Raw genomic sequence first — 15,169 nt, forward strand, 5'->3', positions numbered from 1 at the left:
CGCTATTGTCGCGCCATGCGCTTCACCCCACGCGCTCGTCCCCCGTCGTCATTCACACCAGGAGATCGGGAGTGAGCTCCGCATGGAACTGCGTCGCCGACCGGGACGAAGCCCGGGCATTCACTCCGCTGACAGCTTCATCAGCACCAGACCGCTGACGATCAGGACAGCCGCTCCCACACGCATGGCGCTGAGCTGCTCGCCCAGCACCGTGACGCCCACCAGGAATGCACCCACGGCGCCGATACCGGTCCAGATCGTATAAGCCGTGCCCAGGGGCAGACTGCGCATGGCCACCGACAACAGGCCAAAGCTGGCAATCATGGCCACGATGGTGATGGCGCTGTATTTGAGGTTGGTGAAACCATGGGACTGCTTCATGGTGAAGGCCCAGACCACTTCCAGAACACCGGCCACCAGCAGATAAATCCAAGCCATAGAAAACCTCTTTGAAGATCGAATGGCCAGGCCGTCCCGGCAGGAATACAGACCATGCATCGCATGGCCCGGCAAGGTCGTCCCTGCGGCATGAATCCTAATCCTCATGGGCAAATCCGGGCCAGCCATGGGTGGTTCGGCCGCCACAATCATGGGCCGGTTTCTCGTCCGATTCGACGATGTCGCAACGCCGGCGGCACCGCACAGTGACTCGTCCATGGAACGAGGAGAGCTGAGGAATGAACCGACTACAAGACCGCGTAGCCCTGATCACGGGCGCAGGTGCCGGCATTGGCAAAGGCGTGGCACGCCGCTTTGCGGCGGAAGGCGCCAGCCTGTGGCTGGCCGATATCAATGCCGAAACCTGTGCCGGGGCCGCCGCAGAAATCCGCGCCGAATTTGGCGTTCAGGTGGGACATGCCGTGGCCGATGTGAGCGAGCATGTCGCCGTGCAGAGCATGGTCGATGCCGCCCTGGCGCATTTCGGCCACATCGACATCCTCGTCAACAATGCCTGGGGTCGGCGCCCCGGCAGTCAGCCCGGCTTTGCCAGGGTCGAAACACTCAGCGATCCCGACTCCGACTGGGCCTGGCGCATAGGTGCGCAATCGGCGCTCTGGGCCATGCAGGCAGTCTTCCCCGGCATGAAGGAGCGGCGCTGGGGCCGGGTCATCAATATGTGCTCGCTCAACGGCGTCAACGCCCACCCTTATTCGGTGGACTACAACATGGCCAAGGAAGCACTGCGCACGCTCACCCGCTCTGCCGCGCGTGAATGGGCGGCGTTTGGCATCTGCTGCAACGCCCTGTGCCCGGGCGCGGCCACCGAAGCCTATCAAAAATTTGCGGCGAGCCAGCCCGAGAACGCTGCCGACATGCTGCGCCTGAACCCCATGGGCCATATGGGCGATCCCGAGCAGGACATTGGCGGCGCGGCCCTATTCCTGGCCAGCGAAGACTGCCGCTATGTCACGGGCAACACGCTGTTTGTCGATGGCGGCAGTCATATCAACGGCGTGCCGTGGCTGCCCAGAACGAAGTGATGCATGGCAATGGCACACTCCACGCCTTGTGCTGCTCATGCTCCTCGCCACCATGCTTTGCGGATTGAATCACCTCACGCTTGCCGTCACGGACCTGCAGCGCAGCATGGATTTCTACGTGCGCGTTTTGGGCTTTCTTCCACGCGCGCAGTGGGATATGGGCGCCTATCTGGAACTCGGCGATCTGTGGCTGTGCCTGTCGTCAGACGAACAGCGAGGCCAGACCCACGCCTCTGACTACACCCACTACGCATTCACCCTTGCTCAGCAGGACTTCGCGCACTTTGTGGAGCATGCCAGGTCATGCGGTGTCCGGGAGTGGAAGAGCAACCGCAGCGAAGGCGATTCCTTCTACTTTCTGGACCCGGACGGCCACCAGCTCGAAGCCCATGTCGGTTCGCTGGAGAGCCGCCTGGCGCAATGCCGCTTGCGGCCCTATGCGGGCATGCGGTTTTTCGACTGAATCGGCGGCCAGGCAACGGAGGCAAGAACAGGTGCAAACGCCCGTTTGACACAGCTTCGCTCCAAGGAGCGCTGCCAGTCGATACTGGGGTGCACGCCCGGCTGCGCCACACTAGGCGGCCAGCCGCTCCTCTTCCATCACAACCACATTGCCCACCGTCGCGCCATAGTGCGTGGCCACGCGCTTGCGCTGCTTGAGCACGGCCCTGTCCTTGCTGACCAGCAAGGCCTTGTGCAGGCTGGCCAGATCGAGGAAATGCTGGTCGTCTGGATCGGTGCAGGTAAAGCGGATCTTGGGTGCTTCAGGCACATATTCGACGGCTGCATCAAAAGCGGCCATCACGCCTTCGGGCGTCTTGCCGTAGTAGCTGACGCGCGGCGCGATCTGGCTGTAGTGCAGCACGCGCCCCAGCTCGATGCGCTGGGCTTCGTCGGCAATCCAGCGCACCTCGCCACGGGCGACCAGCTCGCGGATGACGGGGATATCCGGGTCGTCAAAGATCAGCATGTCCAGCACCACATTGGTGTCCAGAATCATGGGACGCGGCAACGGGCCGTCGTAGCCGGCGTTGCAGGCCGGCCAGCGCAGGGGAGCGATCTTCATTGAGGCCGGCCTTCCGGCGATCCGTTCTGAGCGGCATCGTCCGCAGGCTTGCGTGGCTTGACCGCGCCCTTGATCATGTCGAAGCGGAACAGACGGCACTCGATGGGGCCGTTCCACATGGGCGTGCGGCGCGACTCCTTGAGGCGCATCTTGCTGGGCAGCTTGAGGTCGGGCGTCAGCATCCAGGCGCTCCAGCCGCTGTAGTTCTTCTTCCAGTGGCTGGCCAGCTGGTTGAAGAATTCGCCGCCGTCCTCGGTCTGCGCGGTTTCACGGCCTGCGCGTTCAACCTGGCCCATGCGCTCCGCCGCATTGCGGCCTGCGCTGCCGGCGGCTGCGATACGCTCGCCATAGGGCGGGTTCAGCAGCATCATGCCCGGCTGCTCGCTGGGCGGCATGCGCTGCAGGGCATCACCGCCGCGCAGGCTGACGGTATCGGACACGCCCGCACGCTCGGCATTGCGCTGGGCAAAGTCCACCATGCGGAAGGCGATGTCCGAGCCGTAAATGCCCACCGGCGATTCGGGCAGGATCTGGCCCTCGGCCTCATCCAGCATGGTTTCCCATACATGGCGCTGAAAAGGCACGAGCTTCTCGAACGCAAAGCGACGCAGAATGCCGGCCGGAATCCTGCGCGCGATCTGGGCGGCCTCGATCACCAGGGTACCGCTGCCGCAGCAGGGGTCGTACAGCGGCTGGGGATCGTCGCCATGCGGGTTCCAGCCCGAGGCTGCAATCATGGCCGCGGCCAGGGTTTCCTTGAGCGGGGCATCGCCCTTGTCTTCGCGCCAGCCGCGCTTGAACAGCGCCTCGCCCGAGGTGTCGATATAGATGGTGGCGCCATCGGTCGTCAGGTGCAGGTGCACGCGCACATCGGGGTGATGGGTCTCCACGCTAGGACGCACTCCGTTGCGCTTGGCGCGAAAACGGTCGGCAATCGCATCCTTGACCTTGAGTGCCGCAAAGTTCAGGCTGGTCAGCGGGCTGTGCTGGGCCGTGACTTCGATCTTGAAGGTTTCCTTGGGCGTAAACCAGATCTCCCAGGCCACTTCGCTCGCGGCGCGGTACAGATCGTTCTCGCTGCGGTACATGGTGTGCGACAACTCGATCAGCACGCGCTGGGCCAGACGGCTGTGCAGATTGAGCAGCATGGCATCGCGCCACATGCCGCGCAGCATGACGCCGCCCCGGCCCACGAGCAGATCCTGCCCGCTGGCGCCGGTAATGGCGTGGACCTCGTCGGCCAGAAAGCCCTCGACGCCGGCGGCGCAGGGCAGAAACAAATGCAGTTGGTTCATAGAAATCAGTGCGCGCCAGCAACGGCGCAGGCGCCGGACGCTCACGGGAGCCTGTTGTGCGCTTTACAGGGCATAAGCATACGCGCTAGGCCTTTTCCGGTGCCCGCGCACGACAAGCGTTGCTCTACAGATGCCCGCAGCGCCCCAGGCATGATGCCAGGCCAAGGAGCAATGACGACATGGAAGAAATCAGCTGGAACGACTTTATGAAGGTGGAGTTGCGCGTGGGCCGCGTGCTGCAGGCCGAGGTCTTTGCCGAGGCCCGCAAACCCGCCTACAAGCTGCTGGTGGACCTGGGTCCCGAGCTGGGCCAGCGCAAGTCCAGCGCGCAGATCACCGCCCACTACCAGCCCGAGGAGCTGATAGGACGGCTGGTGGTGGCCGTGGTCAACTTTCCGAAGAAGCAGATTGGGCCCTTGATGAGCGAATGTCTTGTGACCGGTTTTCACGATGCCACGGGAGCCGTGGCCCTGTGCGTGCCCGACAAGGAGGTGCCGCTGGGCACGCGTCTGCTGTGATCGGCATATTCAGATGCAAAATGGCCGCCAGCCATTCTCCCGCCTACGGATACTGCTATGAATATCAGCTTCAACCCGCTGGTGCGCGTGCGCACCGTCACCGCCTTTGTCAACCTGAGCGCCGATGAGGCACAGTGGCAGGCCGGCCTGACCCAGGCCAAGCAGCAATGCGATGCCGTGGCCGATGCCATCGAGGCCCAGGGCTATCAGGTGCAGTCCATCCGCATCGTGAGCAACCCGTTTGGCGAATACCTGAACGTCTGCGGCATAGACAGCGCCCTCGCCGGCCTGCAGCGCATTGCCGAAACGCTCAAGGCCATCAACACCGGCAAACGCCGCATCCGCTTTGCCGTGGGCGAAGCGCGCAATGCGCAGGAAGTGGCCCTGCTGCCGCAGTTGATTGCCGCCTATGGCGACCTGTGCAACGCCTGCGTGAACATCGATCTGGATGAACATGGCTTTCTGCAGACCGGCTTGCTCGCCCACAGCGTGCAGGCGATTCAGCAAATCGCGCGCACCACGCCGCGCGGCGAAGGCAATTTCAACTTCACGGTCAACTTCAACTGCGCACCCGGCATTCCCTATTTCCCGGCCAGCTACCACCGCGGCCAGCACCACGGCGCCCTGGTGCTGGGTCTGGAAACGCCAGACCTCATGGTGGCGGAACTGCAGGAGTTGCAGCAGCAGCGCCTGCAGCTCGATCACGCGGCGTGGTTCAGGCTCGCATTCGAGCGCCTGAGCCAGACCCTGAACGAGCATGCCACGGCCATCCAGCGCTGTGCCGACGGCGTGAAACTGGCCGAGGGCTGGCATATCGCGGGCATGGACACCTCGGCCGCGCCGTCCAAGTCCTGCGCCTCCATGGTCGATGTCTACCAACTGCTGGGCGTGCCCTATTTCGGTGCCAGCGGCACGGTGGAAGCCTCGGCCCTGCTGACCCGCGTCTTCAAATCGGTCAGCGGCGTGACGCAGATTGGCTTCAGCGGCCTGATGCTGGCCGTGACCGAGGACCAAGGCCTGGCACAGGCCAGTCTGAATGACGAATTCGATATCCGCGCCCTGCTGACCTACAGCAGCGTCTGCGGCATCGGCCTCGATACCGTGCCTGTGCCGGGCGACAGCAGCGCCGAGCAGATCGCCGCCGTCATGCGCGATACGGGCACCATGGCTTTTCGCCTCAACAAGCCGCTGACGGTGCGCCTGTTCCCCGTGCCCGGGCTCAAAGCCGGCGACAAAACGGGCTTCGAGAGCGCGGATCTGTGCAACTGCGCCGTGCTGGCTCTGCCTTGAACATTTAACAAGCGGGCTGCTGCGCTTGGCCGTCAAGCGCCGGCAGCTATTGCTTTTGATATTCCCCTACCCCGGTTCTGTTTGACCTGCCCCCATGGTGACCGCCGGGGTGCCCCCGGTAAAATTGGCCCTTATGGCAAAAATTATCGTTCTGGCACTGGTGCTGCTTTTCTTTGGCTGCGGGCTGTACATGCATCTGCGCGGCAAGGTGCGCCACAAGGTGGTCAAGCAATTGTTTGACCACTCCACGTTCACGGCGCCGTTCAATGTCTTCATGCTGATGTTCAGCAAGGTGCCGCGCACGCCCTACCTGCCCACCAGCACCTTCCCCGAACTGGCACCGCTGCAGGCCAACTGGCGTGAAATCCGCGAGGAAGCCGTCAATCTGCAAAAGAACATGCAGATCAAGGCCGCCGCCAACAACGATGACGCAGGCTTCAACTCCTTCTTCAAGACCGGCTGGAAGCGCTTCTACCTCAAGTGGTACGGCGATGCCCACCCTTCGGCCATGGAACTGTGTCCCAAGACCACGGCCCTGGTGAAGTCGATTCCCAGCGTCAAGGCCGCCATGTTTGCCGAGCTGCCGCCCGGCGCCAAGCTCAATCTGCACCGCGACCCCTATGCGGGCTCGCTGCGCTATCACCTGGCCGTGCTGGCCCCCAACGACGACCGCTGCATGATCGAGGTCGACGGCAAGCCCTATAGCTGGCGCGAAGGCGAAGGCGTGATCTTCGACGAGACCTATATGCACTGGGCCGAGAACCGCTCGGAAGGCAACCGCATCGTGCTGTTCTGCGATGTGGAACGCCCCATGACCAATGGCTTTGCGCAATGGCTCAATCACTGGCTGGGCAAGAACGTGGTGGCCGCCGCCAGCTCGCCCAACAACGAAGGCGATCCGCGCGGCATGATCAGCAAGCTGTTCAAGATCTCGTTCTATGCGGGCAAGTACCGCCGCGCCTTCCGCGACTGGAATCCGACCTTCTACAAGATCCTCAAGTTCGGACTGATGATCGGCGTGCTGGTCTGGTTTATCTGGTGGCTGATACCAAACTAGGCCGCCCCATCAAAAAAGCCGCTGATGCATTGCACAGCGGCTTTTTTGTTGCCCAACGCAATCCTTCGAGAGGATAGATAGGACTATCCAAGCCATAAACCACCTCCGGTCACGGAAATCAGATACAGCGGCAGACAAATCACGACACGCCTTTTGGCTTGACTTGCGCATAGTGACTTTCGGCATTTGGTGGTAATAATTCGCGGCACCGTTTCTAAAATATCGGATGGGATTGGCATTCCACATCCAGCCGAGGGAGCTTTCGATGTCGAGTTCAATCCGTGGCGTTGCCCTGTGTGGCGTAGTGTGCCTGAGCCTGCTTGCAGGTTGCGGCGGGGGCGTGAATGACAGTCCTGTTACCGATAGCCCAGGCAGCAGCAACCCAGACAACACTGGCCCGCCCCCAAACCCGGCCGAGACATCCAGCAGCTTTGCCCAGCAATGCTCTCCCGACAACATCCTGGCCGATACCCCGCTACGCAACGCTACGCTGGACACGGAAAAGCGCTGGCTGCGCACCTACTTTGATGAAGCCTATCTGTGGCGCGAAGAGGTCCCAGCTGTAGACCCTGGCGCAGCCAGCTTCAGCAGCGGCTACTACTACACCGACCTGAGCAATTACTTTGATGCACTGCTGACGCCTGCCATTACCGAATCCGGTGCCCGGCGCGACCAGTTCAGCTTTATGTATCCCACGCAGCTATGGCAATCGGTCTCCGAAAACGCCACTGCGCCCAGTCACGGCATCGAGTGGCGAATGGCCAGCCCCACACCGCCACGGGGCCTGCGCATCGCCTATATCGAGCCCGGCAGCCCAGCCGATGTGGCGGGCTTTAAGCGTGGCGACACCCTGGTCTCGATCGATGACGTCTCCGCCGATGCGCCCGATGCCGATGGGGTGGATGTGCTCAATGCCGGATTGTTCCCTGAGATATTGGGCGTCACGCACAACTTCATCCTACAGCGCGGCGGCGCGCAACTGCCCGTGCAAAATCTGACCAGCACCAATATCACCAACACCCCGGTGCCGCAGTCGCGAGTGCTCACGCTAAACAGCGGTGCACGTGCTGGCTACATCGTCTTCAATGACCATGTGCTGCCCGCCGAAGGTCAGCTGGTCACCGCCATTTCCAATCTGCGCAACCAGAACGTGAGCGATTTAGTGCTGGATCTGCGCTACAACGGCGGTGGTTTTCTGTTCATCGCTGCAGAGCTGGCAACCATGATTGCGGGCAGCACGCAAACGGCTGGCAAGACTTTCGAGACGCTGCAATACAACGCACGCCGCAGCGCAGAAACGCAGGTGACGCCGTTTTATGGCAGCTCCTGCTTTCCCATCAACAACGAATGCAGCAATATTCAGCCCTTGCCCACACTCAACCTGAAGCGGGTGTATGTCCTAGCGCAATCGGGCACGTGCTCGGCCAGTGAGGCACTGATCAATGGCCTGCGCGGTGTGGATGTGGAAGTCATCCTGATTGGAGGCACGACCTGCGGCAAGCCTTATGGTTTTACGGCCAAGGACAACTGCGGCATCAGTTACTTCCCTATCGAGTTTGCCGGTATCAATGCCAAAGGCTTTGGCGACTACGCCGACGGTTTTACACCGGGCAATGGTCCAACACAGCGCTATGTGCCCGGTTGCAGCGTGCCCGATGATTTAGACCATGCACTGGGTGACCCGCAGGAAGGCATGCTGGCTGCCGCCATGAACCATATCAGCACGGGCTTGTGCCCCGCTCAGCCTTTTGCTGCCACAGCCCGCAAGCGCAGTGTCAGCCCTGATCCGAATGCTGCGCCTCTTACGCTCCGGCGCAACCCGGCACGCAACAACCGCCTGCTGCTGCCGCACTAAGTCTTAGAGCGCCTTGCGCAGCGTGGTCGTCGGTATCTTGAGCTGCTCGCGGTATTTGGCGACGGTGCGACGCGCGCACTCGATGCCCTGCTCCTTGAGCATATCGGCCAGCTTGGCGTCCGATAGCGGCTTCCTGGCATCTTCGGCATCGACAAACTGCTTGATCAGCGCACGCACGGCCGTGCTGGAGGCGCTGCCGCCGGTTTCCGTGCCCAGGCCCGAACCGAAGAAATACTTGAGCTCGAAGGTGCCCTGGGGCGTGGCCATGTACTTGGCGGTGGTCACACGGCTGATGGTGGACTCGTGCAGGCCCAGCGTGTCTGCGATATCGCGCAGCACCAGCGGTCGCATGGCCAGCTCACCATGCACAAAGAAGTTCTTCTGCCGCTCCACGATGGCTTCGGAGACCCGCAAGATGGTGTCGAAGCGCTGCTGGATGTTCTTGATGAACCAGCGCGCCTCCTGCAGTTGCTGCTGCAGCGCCGCATGGCCGTCGCTGTTCTTGTGGCGGCGCAGCACGCTGGCATAGATGTCATGCACGCGCAGACGCGGCATGACCTCGGGGTTGAGCTGCACGGAAAAGTCCGCCCGGCCCGAGCCGGCCCGCACCGGGCGCACGATGACATCGGGCACCACGATATGGCGTTCCACGTCGACAAAGCGGCGCCCCGGACGCGGCTCCAGCCTGGCGATCAGGGCCATGGCCTCGCGCAGTTGCTCCTCGCGCGCGCCGCACAGGCTGGTGAGCTTGCGCAGATCGCGCCGCGCCAGCAGGTCCATGGGCTGCGCGCAGATGGCCTGCGCCAGCAGCAGCCGGTTCATATGCGCCTCGGTCGTGCCCTCATCCTCGGCGGTGCGGATGAGATCGCGCAGCTGCAGCTGCAGGCACTCGGCCAGATCACGCGCGCCCACGCCCACGGGCTCCAGGCTTTGCAGCAGCTTCAGCGCAATGGCAAAGTGCTGCTCCAGCTCCTCGCGCTCTTCGAGGTCGTCGCCGGCCAGGCTCTGCGCCAGCTCCTGCAGGGAATCCTCGAGATAGCCGTCGTCACTGAGCGACTCGATGAGAAAGCGCAGTGCCGCCATGTCCGCCGCGCCCAGATGCAGGCTCAGCGCCTGACGATGGAGAAAGTCGGTCAGGCTCTGGTGCTCGCGCGCCAGATCGATGGCATCGGTTTCGTCATCGCCATCGCGGTTGCGCGTGGAGCTGCTGGCCGAGGGGGTATCCCACTCGCTGCTGGATTCGCCGCCCCATTCCCCGTCCTGGCCGTCCATGCCGTCGGCCTCCCAGTTCAGCGTTTCAGGGGTTTCGGGGTTTGGTGCTTCCGCTACTGTTTCAGTAGCTGATTGCGCTTGCGATGCTTCCTTTTCAGCATGAATTCCATCTGAAGTGCTGTATTCATTAACGCTAGCAGCTACATCTGCAGGAGCATCACCCGTAGTTTCGGCCTCATCGCCCGCACGCTCCAGAAAAGGGTTGTCGACCAGCATCTGCTCGACTTCCTGCGCCAGCTCCAGAGTGGAGAGCTGCAGCAGCTGAATGGATTGCTGCAGCTGCGGCGTCAGCGATAAATGCTGCGAAACGCGTAGCGAGAGACCTGGCTTCATCGAGGCGCGGCTCCCAGACAATCATTGCAAACGCGCGCAGTGCCATGGGTTTGCCGCCGGGCTGCCCCAAGGCAAGCCTCGGCGCAGCCGGTCAGGAACCCTTCTGGGGGCAGCGACCACACAAAGTGAGGGAGCGTGGAGGTCATCACATTCTGAAATGTTCGCCCAGATAGACGCGGCGCACATCGGCGTTCTCCACGATCTCCTCGGGCGTGCCTTCGGCCAGCACATGGCCGTCGCTGATGATGAAGGCGTGGTCGCAGATGCCCAGCGTCTCGCGCACATTGTGGTCGGTGATCAGCACGCCTATGCCGCGCTCCTTGAGGAAGCCGATGATGCGCTGGATCTCGATCACCGCAATCGGGTCGATGCCGGCAAACGGCTCGTCAAGCAGAATGAAGCGCGGTTGCGTGGCCAGGGCGCGGGCAATTTCCACGCGACGGCGCTCACCACCGGACAGCGCCAGCGCCGGCGACTGGCGCAGATGCTCGACGCGCAGCTCCTGCAGCAGGCCGGTGAGGCGCTTTTCGATCTCGTCGCGCGTCAGCGCCTTGCCCTGCTCGTCCTTTTGCAGCTCCAGCACGGCGCGCACATTGTCTTCCACGCTGAGCTTGCGAAAGATGGAGGCTTCCTGGGGCAGATAGGACAGGCCCAGGCGCGAACGCTGGTGAATCGGCATGCCGCCCACCGGCTGGCCGTCGATGAAGATCTCGCCGCCGTCGCTGCGCACCAGGCCCACGATCATGTAGAACGATGTGGTCTTGCCCGCACCGTTGGGGCCGAGCAAACCGACCACCTCGCCTTTTTGCACGGACAGGGACACATCCTTGACCACCTTGCGGCTGCCGTAGGACTTGGCCAGATGCTTGGCCTCCAGGCGGCTGTCGGACTCGCCGCTGCGGCTGCTGGAGAAAGTCGGCTCGCTCATTTCTTCTCGTCGGCTTTCTCGCCGCCCAGCGTCATGCTCTGGCGCAGCTGCGTGGCAGGTGTTGCAGGCTTGGGCTGTGCCCCCGGCGTACCGTCCTTGGGCGCCATGATGGCGCGCACACGGCCGCCCTGCCCCACGGAGGAACTCGGCAGGCCGCCGCTGGTCTTCTGACCATCGACGGTATAGACGTCGGTGATGTTGTTGTAGACGATGATGGAGCCCGTGACCTGATCACTGAGCTGACCGCCACGGTAGCGGCGCATCTCGCCACGACGGATGAACTTGACGATGTCGGCCTTGCCGTCGTACTCGATGACTTCGCCTTCGCCCTCGATGAACTCCTCGGGCTGACCGGCCACGGTATCGCGCTTCTGACGGAAGAACGCCCGCTTGCCTGCCTCGGCCTTGATCACACCGTACTGATAGCCCTCGGCGTCCTGCCGCACATCGAGCTGGGCGCCGCGCAGCACGATGGAGCCCTTGGTCATCACCACATTGCCGGTGAAGACGCTGGTCTGCTGCAGCTCGTCATGACGCAACGCGTCCGCCTCGATATTCATGGGCTTGGCGCTGTCGGCTTTTTCGGCATGGACAATGCCGGTCGCTGCTGCCAGGGCGCAGGCCAGCGCAAGAGGTAGGAGTGTTTTTTTCATGGAAGGCACGTTTCTTGCATCCATTGTAGTCATTCCCTTTTTGCAACTTGCGTAAAAAACACCCACAAAAAAGCCCGCACGGCGGCGGGCTTGTTGGGCGTCAAACGTCACTGGCGTCTGCTGCCTAATCTCAGGCCTTGCGGCTGGAGGCGACCAGCGCATTGACCACGCGCAGCACATTGTCCATATTGCCGGCCTTGGTGCCGTCCGTGTAGTAGCGGCCGGCCACACCCATGGCGGGCACGCCTTCCACGTCATATTCGTTTTGCAGCTGAGCAGCCTTGCGCGCCTGATTGGCCACGGTGAAGGAGTTGTAGACCTCCTTGAACTTGGCCAGATCCACGCCCTGCTTGCCCACCCAGTCAAGGATGGCGTCATCGGTCTTGAGCAGATTGCGATCCACGTGGATGGTGCGGAACACCTTGGCGTGCAACTGGGGCAGCAGGTTCATACCCTCCAGGGCGTAGTACAGCTTTTGCTGGGGCACGAAAGAGGCATTGAAAGCCACGGGCACGCGGCGCACCACCACATCGGCAGGCTGGCCCTTTGCCCAGGCTTCGAACTGGGGCTCGAAGGCATTGCAATGCGGGCAGCTGTACCAGAAGAACTCGACCACCTCGACCTTGCCGGCCGGCGCGCTCACGCTGGCGGGCTTGCCGAGCTTGATGTAGTCCTTGCCTTCCTTGGGCGCAGCGCCCTGGGCCCAGCTGGAGGAGGCACCCAGACTCAGGGCACCGGCAGCAGCTGCCGAGGCAGCCAGAGAGAATTCGCGACGTTTCATCTAAACAAACTCCTGTATCAGGTCTGCAGTATCAGAGCCAACAGGCCCAAAAAAGTTCAGCGTTGTCAAAACTACCGATGGCACGAGCCTGAGACCTCAAGCAAGGGCCTGGTTATCTAGCCGCGCGCACCAGGGTCGAGTCCACGCCCGCACCGTCGAGCTTGCCCTTGAGCTGCTCGGCGTCGTCACGCTTGCTGAACGGCCCCACGCGCACGCGGAAAACGGTGATGCCGTTCTGCTCACGCTCGCTGATGCGCGACTCCCAGCCCAGCATGGCCAGCTTGGCACGCTGCGCTTCCGCTTCGCTCTGGCCACGGAAAGCACCGGCCTGCACAAAGTAGTTGAATGCAGAGTCCGAAGAGGATGCCGTCTGCGCGGCCGCCTTTTCCTTGTCTGCACGCGCCTTGTCGGCCTTGTCGGCGGCGGCGGAGCGTTCTTTGACCAGATCACCCAGCGGATCACCCGGTGCGGGCTTGGCAGGCTTCTCCGGCGTAGAAGGTGGTGGCGGCGTGGTGACTCCGCCGGTAGCAGTAGGTTGTACCGCAGGCGTAGGCGGCGACACCGTCACGTCGCTCGGAGGAACTGGTGGTGTCACCGGGGGCGGTGCAGGCTGGCGGCTCTGCAGTGGTGCGTTGGGGTCCCAGTTCTTGTTGCGCTCGGCCTCAGCCGCATCGCGCTGAGTGTTGTTTCCACCCTTGTTGAGGAAGGGCACCGGCACCTTGGTCACATAGATGGCCACGGCCAGGGCCGCAGCCAGACCGATGACCATGCCAAAGATAAGCCCCAGGATGGTTCCACCGCGTTGCTGGTTCTTCATATCAGTCGCTTAACGCTTTCTGCTTCAGTTATTCCATTCTCAGATCCACCGACCCCTGACAGGCAAGGCCGGCAAGGTGATCGATGGACAGGAAACTGGGATTACATGCGCTCGGGTGCGCTCACACCCAGCACCGCCAGACCATTGTGCAACACCTGGGCCGTGGCAGCGACCAGGGCCAGACGTGCAAGCTTGACCTTTTCGTCGTCCACCAAGATACGCTCTGCGTCGTAGTAGCTGTGATAGCTGGAGGCCAGATCGCGCAGGTAGAAGGTCACGTCGTGAGGTGCATTGCCTTCGGCAGCAGCGGTCAGCATCTCGGGGTACTTGGCCAGCAGCAGCATCAGCGCCTGGGCCTGTGGACCTTCCAGAGCGGACAGGTCCACATCCTTGAGTGCCGCCAGACCAGCACCACCGGCCTCCTGCCAGGCACGCAGCACGGACTGGATGCGCGCATGGGCGTACTGCACGTAGTACACGGGGTTGTCGTTGTTCTGGGCCACGGCCAGATCCACGTCGAAGGTGTACTCGGTGTCGGGCTTGCGCGAGAGCAGGAAGAAGCGCACGGCATCCTTGCTGGTCCACTCGATCAGATCGCGCAGCGTGACGTAGGAGCCGGCGCGCTTGCTGATCTTGACCTCTTCGCCGTTGCGCACCACGCGCACCATGGTGTGCAGCACGTAGTCGGGGTAGCCCTCGGGGATGCCTACATCGGCGGCCTGCAGGCCTGCACGCACACGGGCGATGGTGCCATGGTGGTCCGTACCCTGAATGTTCACCACCTTGGTGAAGCCGCGCTTGAACTTCTGGATGTGATAGGCCACATCGGGCACAAAGTAGGTGTAACCGCCGTCAGTCTTGCGCATCACGCGGTCTTTGTCGTCGCCGTAGTCGGTGGACCTGAGCCACAGCGCGCCGTCCTGCTCATAGGTCTTGCCGTTGGCGATCAGGCGGTTGACCGTTGCCTCGACATGACCGTTTTCATAGAGGCTGGACTCCAGGTAGTACTCGTCGAACTTCAGGTTGAACGCCTGCAGATCCTTGTCCTGCTCGTTGCGCAGATAGGCCACGGCGAACTGGCGAATATTGTCGTAATCCTCGACATCGCCGTTGGCGGTGAACTCGCGGTCATCGGCCTTGATGGTTTCCTTGGCCAGGAAAGCCTTGGCGATGTCGGCAATGTAGTCGCCGTTGTAGAAATTCTTGGCCAGCGGGTTGTCGCTGTCGGTGGGCCAGCATTCGTCACCGGGCTTGAAGCCCTTGGCGCGCAGCTGGGTGCTCTTGGTCAGGGTGTCGATCTGCACGCCCGCGTCGTTGTAATAGAACTCGCGGTGAACCTTCCAGCCCTGGGTGGAATACAGGTTGCTGATCGCATCGCCGATCGCAGCCTGGCGGCCATGACCCACATGCAGAGGGCCGGTGGGGTTGGCGGAAACGAACTCGACGAGGATGTTTTCACCGCGATCGGCCTGGTAGCCGAACTTCTGGGCTTGCGCCAGCACTTCGCGCACCACCTCCTGCTTGGCAGCAGGCTTGAGGCGGATGTTGAGAAAGCCCGGGCCCGCGATTTCAATCGCATCAACCCACTGCTGGAAGGCTGCGGTAGCCTCCAGCGCGGTCTTGAGCTGCTCGCCTAGGGCGCGCGGGTTGGCCTTCAGAGGCTTGGCCAGCTGCATGGCCGCCGTGCAGGCGAAATCGCCATGGGCTGCCACTTTGGGGTTTTCAAACGCAGCGCGTGCGCCGGCGCCGGGCGAGAGTGTTTCGAGCTCAGCAGCCAGGGCTGCGAGCAATTCCTGTTTGACGGAGAGCATCGCGGGATTTTA

Annotated in this window: 15 protein-coding genes; 6 read left to right on the plus strand and 9 right to left on the minus strand. The window is 62.5% G+C overall.

The window, feature by feature from the left end:
- Nucleotides 1-120: 120 nt before the first annotated feature.
- On the minus strand, nucleotides 121-438 hold the full coding sequence (locus tag CTR2_RS26125; RefSeq protein WP_087079809.1) for a DMT family transporter: 318 nt from the start codon (nucleotides 436-438) through the stop codon (nucleotides 121-123).
- A gap of 239 nt (nucleotides 439-677) precedes the next feature.
- Between CTR2_RS26125 and CTR2_RS26130 the strand changes: the two genes are divergently transcribed.
- Together CTR2_RS26130 and fos are read left to right on the plus strand one after the other, a co-directional pair.
- Complete coding sequence (locus tag CTR2_RS26130; protein ID WP_087079807.1) at nucleotides 678-1,481, plus strand: SDR family NAD(P)-dependent oxidoreductase; 804 nt, start codon at nucleotides 678-680, stop codon at nucleotides 1,479-1,481.
- 52 nt (nucleotides 1,482-1,533) lie between these two features.
- Nucleotides 1,534-1,944, plus strand: a complete 411-nt coding sequence (gene fos, locus CTR2_RS26135; RefSeq protein WP_087084402.1) for a fosfomycin resistance glutathione transferase — start codon at nucleotides 1,534-1,536, stop codon at nucleotides 1,942-1,944.
- 111 nt (nucleotides 1,945-2,055) lie between these two features.
- Here fos and CTR2_RS26140 read toward each other — a convergent pair whose 3' ends face one another.
- On the minus strand, nucleotides 2,056-2,547 hold the full coding sequence (locus CTR2_RS26140; RefSeq protein ID WP_087079805.1) for a PIN domain-containing protein: 492 nt from the start codon (nucleotides 2,545-2,547) through the stop codon (nucleotides 2,056-2,058).
- A complete protein-coding gene (locus CTR2_RS26145; RefSeq protein WP_087079803.1) occupies nucleotides 2,544-3,842 on the minus strand; it encodes a THUMP domain-containing class I SAM-dependent RNA methyltransferase in 1,299 nt (432 codons plus the stop codon). Before CTR2_RS26145 ends, CTR2_RS26140 begins: the two co-directional genes overlap by 4 nt.
- A gap of 179 nt (nucleotides 3,843-4,021) precedes the next feature.
- Between CTR2_RS26145 and CTR2_RS26150 the strand changes: the two genes are divergently transcribed.
- The 4 genes from CTR2_RS26150 (at nucleotide 4,022) to CTR2_RS26165 (ending at nucleotide 8,562) form a co-directional block, all read left to right on the plus strand.
- Nucleotides 4,022-4,360 (plus strand): tRNA-binding protein, encoded by a 339-nt coding sequence (locus CTR2_RS26150; RefSeq protein WP_053283100.1) that lies wholly within the window; start codon nucleotides 4,022-4,024, stop codon nucleotides 4,358-4,360.
- Nucleotides 4,361-4,417: 57 nt separating this feature from the next.
- Nucleotides 4,418-5,650, plus strand: a complete 1,233-nt coding sequence (locus CTR2_RS26155; protein ID WP_087079801.1) for a DUF711 family protein — start codon at nucleotides 4,418-4,420, stop codon at nucleotides 5,648-5,650.
- 133 nt (nucleotides 5,651-5,783) lie between these two features.
- On the plus strand, nucleotides 5,784-6,707 hold the full coding sequence (locus CTR2_RS26160; protein WP_087084401.1) for an aspartyl/asparaginyl beta-hydroxylase domain-containing protein: 924 nt from the start codon (nucleotides 5,784-5,786) through the stop codon (nucleotides 6,705-6,707).
- A gap of 265 nt (nucleotides 6,708-6,972) precedes the next feature.
- Nucleotides 6,973-8,562, plus strand: a complete 1,590-nt coding sequence (locus tag CTR2_RS26165) for a S41 family peptidase (RefSeq protein ID WP_254913194.1) — start codon at nucleotides 6,973-6,975, stop codon at nucleotides 8,560-8,562.
- A 3-nt stretch (nucleotides 8,563-8,565) separates the two neighbouring features.
- Here the strand turns inward: CTR2_RS26165 and CTR2_RS26170 are convergent, their stop codons facing one another.
- The 6 genes from CTR2_RS26170 to argS form a co-directional block, all read right to left on the minus strand.
- Nucleotides 8,566-10,167: an RNA polymerase factor sigma-54 gene (locus tag CTR2_RS26170; RefSeq protein WP_087079799.1), complete on the minus strand. Its 1,602-nt coding sequence runs from the start codon at nucleotides 10,165-10,167 to the stop codon at nucleotides 8,566-8,568.
- Between the two features lie 145 nt (nucleotides 10,168-10,312).
- The gene (lptB, locus tag CTR2_RS26175) at nucleotides 10,313-11,095 is read right to left on the minus strand and encodes an LPS export ABC transporter ATP-binding protein (RefSeq protein WP_034355232.1); all 783 of its coding nucleotides are present in this window, start codon (nucleotides 11,093-11,095) and stop codon (nucleotides 10,313-10,315) included.
- The gene (lptA, locus tag CTR2_RS26180) at nucleotides 11,092-11,748 is read right to left on the minus strand and encodes a lipopolysaccharide transport periplasmic protein LptA (protein ID WP_003068194.1); all 657 of its coding nucleotides are present in this window, start codon (nucleotides 11,746-11,748) and stop codon (nucleotides 11,092-11,094) included. Before lptA ends, lptB begins: the two co-directional genes overlap by 4 nt.
- Nucleotides 11,749-11,878: 130 nt before the next feature.
- A complete protein-coding gene (locus CTR2_RS26185; RefSeq protein WP_087079797.1) occupies nucleotides 11,879-12,529 on the minus strand; it encodes a thiol:disulfide interchange protein DsbA/DsbL in 651 nt (216 codons plus the stop codon).
- Nucleotides 12,530-12,641: 112 nt separating this feature from the next.
- Nucleotides 12,642-13,346 carry an SPOR domain-containing protein gene (locus CTR2_RS26190; protein WP_087079795.1) on the minus strand — a complete coding sequence of 235 codons (705 nt, stop codon included), beginning with the start codon at nucleotides 13,344-13,346 and terminating at the stop codon, nucleotides 12,642-12,644.
- A gap of 101 nt (nucleotides 13,347-13,447) precedes the next feature.
- Nucleotides 13,448-15,157 carry an arginine--tRNA ligase gene (gene argS, locus CTR2_RS26195; protein ID WP_087079793.1) on the minus strand — a complete coding sequence of 570 codons (1,710 nt, stop codon included), beginning with the start codon at nucleotides 15,155-15,157 and terminating at the stop codon, nucleotides 13,448-13,450.
- Between the last annotated feature and the right edge of the window lie 12 nt (nucleotides 15,158-15,169).

Origin of the sequence: Comamonas thiooxydans (genome assembly GCF_002157685.2) — a bacterium.
GTDB lineage: Bacteria > Pseudomonadota > Gammaproteobacteria > Burkholderiales > Burkholderiaceae_C > Comamonas > Comamonas testosteroni_H.